At 35.1% G+C, this 10377-nt stretch carries 11 protein-coding genes, 1 pseudogene, 1 riboswitch and 1 other annotated feature; of the genes and pseudogenes, 7 read left to right on the plus strand and 5 right to left on the minus strand.

The window, feature by feature from the left end; genetic code table 11:
* The 4 genes from ACT8VG_RS03425 to glmS form a co-directional block, all read right to left on the minus strand.
* Nucleotides 1-898 (minus strand): ABC transporter permease (locus ACT8VG_RS03425; protein WP_444195206.1); only part of this gene is annotated, 898 nt, incomplete at its 3' end.
* Nucleotides 899-911: 13 nt separating this feature from the next.
* A complete protein-coding gene (locus ACT8VG_RS03430; RefSeq protein WP_129980840.1) occupies nucleotides 912-1880 on the minus strand; it encodes an ABC transporter substrate-binding protein in 969 nt (322 codons plus the stop codon).
* A 50-nt stretch (nucleotides 1881-1930) separates the two neighbouring features.
* Nucleotides 1931-2131 (minus strand) — a binding site (T-box leader).
* 108 nt (nucleotides 2132-2239) lie between these two features.
* Nucleotides 2240-3487: a hypothetical protein gene (locus ACT8VG_RS03435; protein WP_444195207.1), complete on the minus strand. Its 1248-nt coding sequence runs from the start codon at nucleotides 3485-3487 to the stop codon at nucleotides 2240-2242.
* 75 nt (nucleotides 3488-3562) lie between these two features.
* Nucleotides 3563-5362, minus strand: a complete 1800-nt coding sequence (gene glmS / locus ACT8VG_RS03440; RefSeq protein WP_217106012.1) for a glutamine--fructose-6-phosphate transaminase (isomerizing) — start codon at nucleotides 5360-5362, stop codon at nucleotides 3563-3565.
* Nucleotides 5363-5712: 350 nt separating this feature from the next.
* Between glmS and ACT8VG_RS03445 the strand changes: the two genes are divergently transcribed.
* Genes ACT8VG_RS03445 through ACT8VG_RS03460 form a run of 4 tightly spaced genes read left to right on the plus strand, consistent with a single transcriptional unit; the run spans nucleotide 5713 to nucleotide 7791 of the window.
* Nucleotides 5713-6237 carry a hypothetical protein gene (locus ACT8VG_RS03445; RefSeq protein ID WP_195920575.1) on the plus strand — a complete coding sequence of 175 codons (525 nt, stop codon included), beginning with the start codon at nucleotides 5713-5715 and terminating at the stop codon, nucleotides 6235-6237.
* 36 nt (nucleotides 6238-6273) lie between these two features.
* Nucleotides 6274-6969 (plus strand): AzlC family ABC transporter permease, encoded by a 696-nt coding sequence (locus ACT8VG_RS03450; protein ID WP_444195208.1) that lies wholly within the window; start codon nucleotides 6274-6276, stop codon nucleotides 6967-6969.
* Nucleotides 6966-7271 carry an AzlD domain-containing protein gene (locus ACT8VG_RS03455; RefSeq protein ID WP_407385988.1) on the plus strand — a complete coding sequence of 102 codons (306 nt, stop codon included), beginning with the start codon at nucleotides 6966-6968 and terminating at the stop codon, nucleotides 7269-7271. The genes ACT8VG_RS03450 and ACT8VG_RS03455 overlap by 4 nt, the downstream gene beginning before the upstream one ends.
* A gap of 25 nt (nucleotides 7272-7296) precedes the next feature.
* Nucleotides 7297-7791, plus strand: coding sequence for an AAA family ATPase (locus ACT8VG_RS03460; protein ID WP_444195209.1), 495 nt, complete (start codon nucleotides 7297-7299; stop codon nucleotides 7789-7791).
* A 100-nt stretch (nucleotides 7792-7891) separates the two neighbouring features.
* Here the strand turns inward: ACT8VG_RS03460 and ACT8VG_RS03465 are convergent, their stop codons facing one another.
* Nucleotides 7892-9082 (minus strand): acetate/propionate family kinase, encoded by a 1191-nt coding sequence (locus tag ACT8VG_RS03465; RefSeq protein WP_444195210.1) that lies wholly within the window; start codon nucleotides 9080-9082, stop codon nucleotides 7892-7894.
* Nucleotides 9083-9181: 99 nt separating this feature from the next.
* A riboswitch (TPP riboswitch) is annotated at nucleotides 9182-9283 on the plus strand.
* A gap of 45 nt (nucleotides 9284-9328) precedes the next feature.
* On the opposite strand from ACT8VG_RS03465, the gene ACT8VG_RS03470 reads away from it, so the two are divergent.
* From ACT8VG_RS03470 to ACT8VG_RS03480, 3 genes and pseudogenes are all read left to right on the plus strand, one after another.
* Nucleotides 9329-9508 (plus strand): hypothetical protein, encoded by a 180-nt coding sequence (locus ACT8VG_RS03470; protein WP_195920580.1) that lies wholly within the window; start codon nucleotides 9329-9331, stop codon nucleotides 9506-9508.
* Nucleotides 9509-9780: 272 nt separating this feature from the next.
* Nucleotides 9781-10189, plus strand: a pseudogene (gene tnpA, locus ACT8VG_RS03475) (IS200/IS605 family transposase).
* On the plus strand, nucleotides 10179-10377 hold a 199-nt coding region (locus ACT8VG_RS03480), incomplete at its 3' end, for a hypothetical protein (RefSeq protein WP_444195211.1). The pseudogene tnpA and the gene ACT8VG_RS03480, both read left to right, overlap by 11 nt.

The raw sequence follows: 10377 nt of genomic DNA on the forward strand, positions 1-10377 counted from the left end.
TTGTAAGTTTCTTATAGTTTGCAGTCTGTTTTCTATTGGCCATTAATACTGGAATAGTTAATGCGAGAGCTACAATAAATGCAGTGAGTAGCTTTAAGTCATCAGTTGATAAACCTAACTGGATAACAATGGCGATAATAATACGATAAATAATTGAACCAACAATAATCGCAATGAGTCTCTTTAAGAAACTGCCATAACGACCAAAGATAACTTCACCAATAACGATAGAAGCAAGACCCATAACGATTGCCCCCATACCGATCTTGACATCACCATAACCAACTGACTGACCGACCATGGCACCACTTAAGGCGATTAAGGCATTTGAAATCACTAAACCAAGTAGCTTAGTATAATCAGTATTGACACCAACAGCTCTTACCATCTGTTCATTATTACCAGTAGCACGTAGTGCATTACCTAATTCAGTTCCAAAGAACCAATAGAGCAGGGCAATCACAATAGTTACTGCAATAACACCTACAACAAGTGTAGACTGAGATACTGTTAAACCAACCATTGGTCCCCAGTCATATAAGCTTTCTGTCTGAAGTAATGGGATATTTGATTTACCCATTATACGTAAGTTAATAGAATATAAGCCTAACTGTGCAAGAATACCAGCAAGGATGGCAGGAATCTTACATTTAGTATGTAATAAACCAGTCACAAATCCAGCTAAAGCACCTGCAAGAGTTGCGGCAAGAATCGCAACGATGGGATTACCATGATTTGTAAGAATAACAGCACATACAGCACTTCCTGTTGCGAAAGAACCATCACATGTCATATCTGCAATATCTAGCAGACGGAATGTAATATAAACACCAACTGCCATGATGCCCCATAAGACACCCTGGTAAGTCGCACTTTGTAATGCTAAAAATAAAGACATTCTCATTCACTCCTTAAATAAGTTCAGCCTTATCTAATACTTCCTGTGGAACTTTAATACCAAGCTTTTCCATCTGAGCTTTATTGACCTTTAATTTACAGTCACTTGCTTTTAAGTATTCAATAGGCATAGTAGCTGGTTTACCTTTACCAGTTAAGATCTTAATAGCCTGCTTACCAGCGATACTACCTAAGTTATAGTAATCAATACCATAAGTAGCTAAACCACCTTTAGCACACATACCTTCTTCACCAACAATAACAGGGATTTTAGCCTGATCAGTTACTTTTACAACTGCTGGGATATTAGAAGCAAGTAGGTTATCAGTTGGAATATATAAAGCATCTGCTTTACCTACAATAGAATCAGTAACTGACTGGATTTCATTAGATTCAGAAACAGTCTTTACTAATGGTGTCATACCCTGAGCTTTGATTTCTTTAACAGCCATCTTACCCTGGATTTCAGAGTTAGATTCATTACCTGCATACATAACAGCAACAGTCTTTGCGTTAGGCATAATCTGTTTTAATAATTTAATCTGTTCTTTAACTGGTGTTAAATCACTTGCTCCAGTAACATTTCCACCAGGTTTTTTATTTGATTTAACTAATTTACTACCAGCTGGATCAGTAACAGCAGATACAACAACTGGAATATCTTTAGTCTTTTTTACAACAGCCTGTGCTGCAGGAGTTGCAATTGCGTAAATTAAATCATTTCCATCATTCACTAAACTTTCTGCAATAGTCTCACAGTTAGAGTTTTCACCACTGGCATTCTTTAAAGTAATATTAGAAGCCTTATAACCTGCTTTTACAAGAGTATCCTTAAATCCCTTATATGATGCATCCAATGCATCATGCTGCATATACTGGATGACTCCAACTTTTACATCAGCCTTATCTTTGGTACTAGACTGACTACCACAGCCAGTTAATGCAAGACCAACTGCCATTAAACCACATACAAATTTCTTCATAATAGATTCCTCCCTTTTTTTCTTTCCCCTAAAAACAAAAAAATTCACCCCAAGAGGGCGAATTATCGCGGTACCACCTCTAGTTCATTAGTCATAGACTAACCTCACTAAATAGCGATAACGGGCAACCCGGGAAGTATTTTGTACTTCCAACTCCATGGTGAATTCAAGAATGTCTGCGTATGATTCGCACCAGCCATCATATCTCTTGTGCCACACATTTCTTTACTATGTCATTTCTCTGTTTTTATAATATAAAAATATAATATAGAAATATTAAGGAAAAGTCAAATAAAACTTTTAAAAGTTAGGGAAAAAACAAAAAGAAATATAAGAAAAAAGAGCAGATATTTCTGCTCTTAGTAGTTGATTTCTTCGTAAAGAACTTTTAAAAGGACAGCCTTAGAACTCATCTGCTGACGCTTTCTATCATAAGTCTTGATTACGCTGTATTCAACAACGTCATACTTTTCAACTTCTTCATCATCAAGGAAATCAGCCTGTCTGAAGAATAAGTTTTCTTCACCATCCTGGAAGATACTACCAAAATTCTTGTCATGATTGTAGAATACTACTTTACCTTCATGACGAGTAATGTAGTTTTCTAGATGATAAACAACTTCACTATATACACGATCAAATGCATCGCTGGCAGTTAAATCAGCATAATCAGCTAAATCAACATCAGCTTCATATGTTTTACCATTTTCTTCTTCTAGCTTCTTAATGAGGCATTCTGCAAGTGCATGAGCCTTATCCTGACCCTTAGCCTTTGCCATTGCTGAAATCTTCTTGTAATCTTCGATATTCTTATAATCGAATCCACTCTTGAAGAATTTATCGATTAGAAGTGTATAAGCATCATCTTCACGATTTGTATTCATATAAAGCTTATAAAGGATTTCAAATGAATTTACTGCATTGAAATGACCCTGTAAAGCGATGAACTCATTTTCAGCTTCTTCATAACGTCCAAGTTCAACTAGAGAGCTTGCACGATAATATTTAACCCAGTTAAGGTTGTTATAATGCCACTTTAAGTTATAAGTGAAAGCAATGTTCGCAGTTTCAACACATGCTCTATATGATTCAAGTTCATATAATGCACGTACCTTCATACGATACCATTTTTCTTTCTTGCTTTCGAATTCTTTACCATCTTTATTCACAAATGGTTTATCTTCTAGAGCAGGTGCATCTAAGTAGTCTAATAATTCAGATAACTTCTTATAGTCTACTGGATTAGCCTTTAATACATGTTTAATAGCCTTATTGACTGCAGATTCAAGTTGAGAAAATCTCTCCTGCTTACAATATTTAGCAATTTCTTCTAAGATACCATAGAATAAACTTTCGTTCTTAGAAATTTCTTCATCATCGATGTTGATATACTTATTATAAAGAGCATAGCCAAAATAATTGATATATCCTTTTAATTCTGGTGCCATTTCAAGGAATGTTCTTCCTACTTCAATAGCTTCATCAGTCTTACCCTGATTCTTTAATTCTTTAACGAAATCACGTGCCTGGAATTCGCTGAATGAAGAGGCATCCTCTTCGAAACGGTTCTTATAAGCCGTTAAATCTTTTACTTTTGATTCTTCCACATTATCACCCCTACGAGATATTATACATTTTTTTATTATTGATGTGAAGAAAAAACGAACGGAGTTCTCCGTTCGTTATTCTACAGTTACTGATTTAGCTAAGTTACGAGGTTTATCTACATCGCAACCCTTAATGCATGCTGTATGGTATGCGATTAACTGTAATGGGATAGCTACAAGTACACTCTGTAATAAAGGATTGATATTTGGTAAGTAATAGATGTTTTCTACACCACTGACTTCCTGTCCTTCTACAGTAAATAGGATGACTTCAGCACCTCTTGCGATTGTTTCCTGAATATTAGAAATAGTCTTAGCTGCAACATGAGGCTGAGTGGCTACTGCAATTACTACAGTACCTGGTTCAATTAAGGCAATAGGACCATGCTTTAATTCACCAGCAATATAAGCATCAGCATGTACATAAGAAACTTCCTTAAGTTTTAAAGCACCTTCTAATACACTTGCATAATCTAAACTTCTACCAATAAAGTAGCAGTCATGTTTATCCTTCAATGTTTTTGCGTAGTTTTCGAAGATTGCTTCATCATCAATTAACTTAGATACATATTCTGGAAGGTTATTTAACTGTTCCATTAAATCAGTATCTACAGTATCTCCTCTTTTATCTGCAATATATAATGCGATTAAAGTAAGTAATACTAACTGAGTTGTATAAGCTTTAGTAGATGCAACTGCAATTTCAGGTCCTGCACAAGTATAAAGTGTATGCTGTGCCTCTCTAGAAATTGTAGAGCCTAAGACGTTAGTCACGGCAATAGTTGTACATCCTTTTTCATTAGCAAGTTTTAATGCAGCAAGAGTATCAGCTGTTTCACCAGACTGTGATACAAAGATACATAAAGTCTTTTCATCGATGATTGGATCATTATAACGGAATTCACTTGCTACCTGAGTAAGAACTGGTAAACGTGTTGCACGTTCAAGGATAGATGCTCCACATAATCCTGCATGATAAGCAGTACCACATGCAACATAATAAACCTTATTAAACTTATTGAAATCAACATCTTTTAATTCATCTAATACGATTGAATGTTCAAAGATACGACCTCTTAAAGTTTCCTGAATGACATGAGGCTGTTCATTGATTTCCTTTAACATATATGTATCAAAACCATTCTTCTGAGCTGCTTCCATATCATAAGGAATAGTAGTCATTTCTTTAGTGATTTCTTTACCATCTTTATTATAGAAAGTAATGCTGTCTTTCTTTAATACAGCCATTTCTAAATCATCTAAGAAATAAACATCTTTAGTATAAGCAAGTAAAGCTGGAATATCACTAGCTGCCACACTTGCATCTTCAGTACGTCCAATAACGAGTGGACTTGCCTTTTTAGCAACGACAACTTCATCAGGATGCTCTGTAGAAACAATACATAAAGCATAGCTTCCATCAATACAGTTCAATGTTTTCTTTACTGCTTCTAGAAGATCTCCTTCATAGAAATAGTCTAAACACATAACAACAACTTCTGAATCTGTTTCACTCTGGAATGAATAACCTTTTTCTAGCAAAATATCTTTTAATTCTCTATAGTTTTCAATGATACCATTGTGTACAATAGAGATAGTGTTACTTGGGTTTGTATGAGGATGTGAGTTTAAGTTAGAAGGGACACCATGAGTTGCCCATCTTGTATGACCAATACCAACATGACCAGTCATATCATGATCCTTTAACTTTTCTTCAAGGTTCTTTAAACGACCTTTACATTTTACAGTTGTAAGTACATTATTTAATACTGTTACACCTGCAGAGTCATATCCTCTATATTCTAATTTTGCGAGTCCCTGCATTAAGAAAGGTAGGGCTTCACCATTGCCGCAATAAGCTGTAATACCACACATAATCTTGTCCTCCTTGTTTTGTGGAATAAAAACGTTAAAACAAAGGAGTACCTGATGAAATCTGTTCATTGATCACTCAATGTTTTTGTTCATCGCTTAGGCAGTACTATGCCTCTAGACCATCCGCCGAATCATTCGATTAATCTAGTCCTCGTCAACTTATATAAGTCCTGGCGCTTTATAATCTATCACTTTATCTTAACGGTGAATATTATATACGTGAATTGGGATAAATCAATTGGAAATATTGATATTTTAAAAATATGAAAACTATATATAACTTTATATATAAATTAGGGAGAAATATAAAAAAATTAAAAGTATATATATAAGTAGGAGGGGATTTTTATATGAAAGAAGATCTAGAAGGAAATATTGAAGAAATGAAGAAGTACTTAAAGAAGTTAGATGAGAGTGGTTTATATGATGTAGAGAAATATTCACGTTCTTTATTACATCAAACAAGTCAGTTATCTTATTTCTATTGTTCACTTGTAAAGGATGGTTCACCATCAGATACTTATTATCATGTCCATAAGCGTCCAAAAGAACATCAGATGGCTTATTTTAATATTGGTAGGGGATTTCCTAAGGAACTCATGGATGGGCATTGGTGTTATGTTGTAAAAGATTTAGGCTATAAGATGTTAATTATACCTTGTACATCCATAAAAAAAGAATCATCACCAGTCAATCCACACTTTGAAAAGGACTTAACAGTTCTAGATGAGCATGGGATGATTACGCATTCTAGAATGCAATTAACTGATTTACGTACAGTAGATATTCAAAGACTTGATTGTCGTAAACCATTCTATAACGTCTGTGATGATCAAGAAGAAATTAGAAAATTCATAATAGAACACTTATTTTAAGTTCTATTTGTGCTATGATACTCGTGGTGATGAAATATGAATGAAATAATGAAAGGAATGAAGAAAAGTATTCCAATTGCACTTGGATACTTCCCAGTTGCCTTTTCTTTTGGAGTATTATGCGTCTCAAGTGGCTTGCCTCTAGGACTGGCCACTTTTATATCTCTTACAAACTTAACAAGTTCAGGACAGTTTGCAGGAGTACAATTGATTTTATCTGATAGTACTTATTTAGAAATTGCGATTACGTTATTGTTGATTAATTTTAGATATTTCTTGATGAGTCTCTCTTTATCGCAGAAGATTGATGAGAAGATGAATACAGTTGAACGTATGATCATCTCTTTTGGAATTACAGATGAAACATTTGCGTTAGCCAGTCTGCAACCTGGCAAACTCACATTTAAGTTTATGCTAGGCTTTATTCTTACACCTATTATAGGATGGGTAGGAGGTACTCTTGCGGGAGAATTTATTATGGGTTTATTGCCTTTAGCCCTGCAAGGTGCTATGGGAATTGCTTTATATGGTATGTTCTTAGCTCTTATTGTACCTGCAATGAAAGATTCAATACCAGTAACTATCGTGGTATTAATTTCTATTGGAGTCCATACACTCTTTACCTATGTGCCATTATTTAATGTTATGAGTACTGGAGTACGCTTGATTAGTGCAACACTCATTGCGACATGTATGGGTGCCTGGTTATTTCCAAGGGAGAATGAAGCATGACAAGATATCAGATACTAGCTGTCTTAGTGATGGCACTCTTTACTTATCTGCCTCGTTTTCTACCACTTACTTTCTTTAGAAAGAAGATTACATCTCAGTTTATCAATTCAGCTCTTTATTATCTGCCTTATGCAGTATTAGGAGCATTGACTTTCCCAGGTGTCTTTAATTCTACACCTAACTTAGTAGAATCTTGTGTAGGTATTATAGTTGCAGTGTTTTTTAGTTATAAGGAAAAAGGACTTGTATTTGTGGCTGTTGCAGCCATATTAGCATCCTATATTGTACAGTTTGTGATTTAAAAATTGGAAGTTGTAGGTGTGAATGATGAAAACTTTATATATGGTTGGTGGCACTATGGGAATTGGAAAAACAACTGTGTGCCAACAGCTCAAACAGGATTTGCCGAATAGCGTATTTCTTGACGGAGATTGGTGCTGGGATGCAAGTCCGTTCCAAGTAACCGATGAAACAAAAGCAATGGTGACAAATAATATTTGTTATTTACTCGATAATTTTCTGAAGTGTTCTGCGTACGAGAATATCATTTTTTGTTGGGTGATGCACGAGCAGAGTATCATCAATTCCCTACTTGCGAAGCTGGCTACACAGAACTGTGAGGTGAAATGCGTCTCGCTTGTAGCGGATGAAAAGACTCTGTGTGAAAGATTGGCAATGGATGTAGAAAGAGGTATCCGTTCTGAAGATATAATTGAGCGAAGCATAGCAAGAATACCGATGTATCAAGCACTCAATACCATTAAAATTGATACCAACGCCAAAACTGTGGCTATGATTGCCAATGAGATAAAGCTGTTGTGATACCGTCAAATTCCAATTTGTTGAAGGGACGTATAGAAACTATACGTTCTTTTTCGATACAAAAAAAGTGAGCATCGCCTTAAAGCGATGCTCACTTATCTTATAAGTTTAATAATTCTTTTGTATCTCTTGGAATCACTAATTCTTCATCAGTTGGTACTACGAATACCTTGATCTTAGATTCAGGTGCAGAAATTAATCTTTCACCATGACCTTCTACATTAGCCTTATCATCTAATACGATGCCTAATGCTTCTTTTATTAGATCAATAATTGCTTCTCTTGCGATAAAGCTGTTTTCACCAATACCAGCTGTAAATGAAATTGCATCAACATGTCCAAGTTCTACAAAATAAGAACCAATATAATCAGCAACACGTTTTCTAAACATGTTAAAAGCTAATTCGGCTCTTTGGTTACCAGCATCTTTTGCATCAATGATATCTCTCATATCACCAGACACTCCAGATACACCTAATAAACCAGATTCCTTATTTAACATCTTGAATACAGTCTTCATATCATATCCAAGATTTTCAATTAAGTGGTCTACAACAGATGCATCAATATCACCAGAACGAGTTGCCATCATGACACCAGCAAGAGGTGTAAGACCCATAGAAGTATCAATAGATTTACCATCCTTTACAGCACAAAGTGAAGCACCTGCACCTAAATGACATACAATAATATTAGCATGTTCAGGGTTGCCTAATAATTCCTGAGTACGCTTTGATACATAGTAATGAGAAGTACCATGTGCACCATATTTTCTAATCTTGTTTTCTTCATAGAACTTATATGGAATTGGGTAAACGGCGTTTTCAGGTTTAATAGAGTGATGGAATGCTGTATCAAATACTACAACAGCACCTGCAGTAGGAATAGCTTCCTTGAATGCTTTGATACCAATAATATGTGCAGGGTTATGAAGTGGTGCAAGTGGTGATAATTCATCAATCTTAGCGATCACATCATCATTTACAACACAAGACCCATCAAAATAAGGACCACCTTGTACAACACGATGACCAATACCCTTGATTTCATCTAAATGTTCAACAATCTTCTTTTCAATTAATGTATCAAGTAATACTTGTACTGCTTCCTTGTGAGTAGGAACTGCAAAGACCTTCTTATCTTTAGTACCATTATACTTGATAGTGAAGATTGAATCTTCCATACCGATTCTTTCAATAATACCAGAAGTGATAACACTTTCAGTATTCATTTCAAATAACTGGAATTTCAATGAAGAACTTCCACAGTTAACTGCTAAAACTTTTGACATGCTTATATCCTCCTAAACACCCCTATTATAAACAGAAACCCCTAACATTTCTACTATAAATTTAGATTACGTGACAAAAAGAATGTTCTGTAATGTAATCACTATTGCCAGGGGCGCATTTATTGCTGAGATAGGTGAAAGCCTTGTCCCTTAGCATCTGATCTGGGTAATACCAGCGTAGAGAGGCCGTACTTTTTTAGTGACTTCTTTGCGTCATCTTAGTCATTGGAAAGGGGAGATTTATAAATGAATAAGAAGACATTATCCACTAGAGCGATTGCTTATGTTGCGTTATTTATCGCTATGCAGTTAGTTCTAGAAGCACTATTTAAGGTGGTTCCAGGACAGCCAGAAGGTGGTTCTATTACTTTAAGTTTATTGCCAATCGTACTTGCAAGTTATAAATTAGTGGCGAAAAACCCATAGGCTTGCCTATGGGATGAAAGCCACATAATTTTTACTTAAGTTTTGTATAGAGTCGATATATAATGTATGTATAAAAACAGCAGGGACTTTTTAATCAATGGGAAGGCCAAAATCAAATAATGTTCAAATAAACATATCTATTCCTATGGAGTAGAAAATAGAACTTGAAAACCTTGCACGTATCTATTCTGTTGAGGAAGGAGAAACTATTACCTTCCTTGATCTTATGCGTAGAGGTATTCAGGAAAAATATCAGCTTGGAGAGCAGGATAATGAGTGAAGAAAAATATCACAGTGCTTCACATTACAAATATCTAATACAATATCATATGGTGTCCTAAATTCAGATTTTCGGTTTTAAAAGGTAATGTTGAAGATACTTTAAAACAGACATTACAGAAAATTTGTAACGATTATAATTATCATATAAAATCACTTGAAGTAATGCCAGACCATATACATATTTTCATAGATGTGCCACAGACTGTCGCTCCCTGCGATGTGGCTAGAACTCTTAAAAGCATCAGCGCTATCGAATTATTTAAAGCATACCCGCAGCTAAAAAAGTTCTATGCAAGATGTGGAGCTTTATGGTCAAGGAGGTATTTTGTCTCGACTGTAGAATGCATAAGCGAAGCTACAGTAATCAAGTATATCGAGGAGGAGAAAAATGATAAGTGACGAAGAATACAAAAAGGCTCTAAAACAATTTCATAAGCTTTCTGATAGACATATTCTAGCTGCTGAAACTGATATGTCTTCTTCTGATATACAAAAAGTTGTAAAGCTTTCGGATAAGATCAGAAAAGCAGGTAACGAACTTGTAGGTCTTATGAGAAAGAATTATGACCAGCTTATGCGTACCAAGA

The organism is Catenibacterium sp. (genome assembly GCF_052354645.1).
GTDB lineage: Bacteria > Bacillota_I > Bacilli_A > Erysipelotrichales > Coprobacillaceae > Catenibacterium > Catenibacterium mitsuoka_A.

Coding starts and splice junctions, on each gene's coding strand:
- ACT8VG_RS03430 (WP_129980840.1), bottom strand. CDS start 1,880: ATGAAGAAATTTGTATGTGGTTTAATGGCAGTTGGTCTTGCATTAACT.
- glmS (WP_217106012.1), bottom strand. CDS start 5,362: ATGTGTGGTATTACAGCTTATTGCGGCAATGGTGAAGCCCTACCTTTC.
- ACT8VG_RS03445 (WP_195920575.1), top strand. CDS start 5,713: ATGAAAGAAGATCTAGAAGGAAATATTGAAGAAATGAAGAAGTACTTA.
- ACT8VG_RS03450 (WP_444195208.1), top strand. CDS start 6,274: ATGAATGAAATAATGAAAGGAATGAAGAAAAGTATTCCAATTGCACTT.
- ACT8VG_RS03455 (WP_407385988.1), top strand. CDS start 6,966: ATGACAAGATATCAGATACTAGCTGTCTTAGTGATGGCACTCTTTACT.
- ACT8VG_RS03460 (WP_444195209.1), top strand. CDS start 7,297: ATGAAAACTTTATATATGGTTGGTGGCACTATGGGAATTGGAAAAACA.
- ACT8VG_RS03465 (WP_444195210.1), bottom strand. CDS start 9,082: ATGTCAAAAGTTTTAGCAGTTAACTGTGGAAGTTCTTCATTGAAATTC.
- ACT8VG_RS03470 (WP_195920580.1), top strand. CDS start 9,329: ATGAATAAGAAGACATTATCCACTAGAGCGATTGCTTATGTTGCGTTA.